The organism is Pseudomonas sp. HMSC063H08, from assembly GCF_001813645.1.
GTDB lineage: Bacteria > Pseudomonadota > Gammaproteobacteria > Pseudomonadales > Pseudomonadaceae > Pseudomonas > Pseudomonas aeruginosa.
The window spans coordinates 1-556 of record NZ_KV813464.1 but is presented as its reverse complement, the minus strand read 5'-3'; the positions used below and the strand labels follow the sequence as shown (position 1 = coordinate 556).

At 62.1% G+C, this 556-nt stretch carries 1 protein-coding gene; it reads left to right on the top strand.

The window, feature by feature from the left end; translation table 11 throughout:
* Window positions 1-429: putative protein CP11 (locus HMPREF2924_RS16985; RefSeq protein ID WP_070700582.1), on the top strand; the 429-nt coding region annotated here is incomplete at its 5' end.
* Window positions 430-556 lie beyond the last annotated feature (127 nt).

Sequence of the window (556 nt, the reverse complement as noted above, 5' to 3'; positions counted from 1 at the left end):
CTGGACGCCCTCAGCCAAGTGATCTCGCGCCTTTCGCGGGACGAGAGCACGGTCGCACCCAGTTCGATGGAGCGAGAGCTTCGTGAGCTGGAGGAACTGGGGTACATCGAAATCTCGACCACCCAGGCCGGGACCCTGGTGGTCACTACGCGCGCTCCGGGGCAACTGCTTTCGGCTTACTTCTGGTCGGTATGGATCCCGCGACACCTGTTCAGTTGCTCGCTGAAAGTGAGCCTGGTGCCGCACCTCTGCTGCGGCACTCAGGACTCCCAGCACCTCACCGCCGTGTTCCGCATTGCAGGCAGCAAGGACGCCGCGCGCGAGTTCCTGCATCAGTTGGCCAACAACTATCCCGGGCATGAGCCGGAGTTGCCCGAACTGGTGGCCGTTCAGATCGGTGATGCACTCAGTAAGGAGGCCGAATCATGAAGGCGTCCCAGACCTATCAGTGCATCGTCAAGTTCGATGGCGCCGGCTTCTGGACCAATACCATTCAGAAGCAGCGTGCGACCTGCACCTGGAGCGACAAGGTGGCAGCCTCCCGCCTTGCCGAACG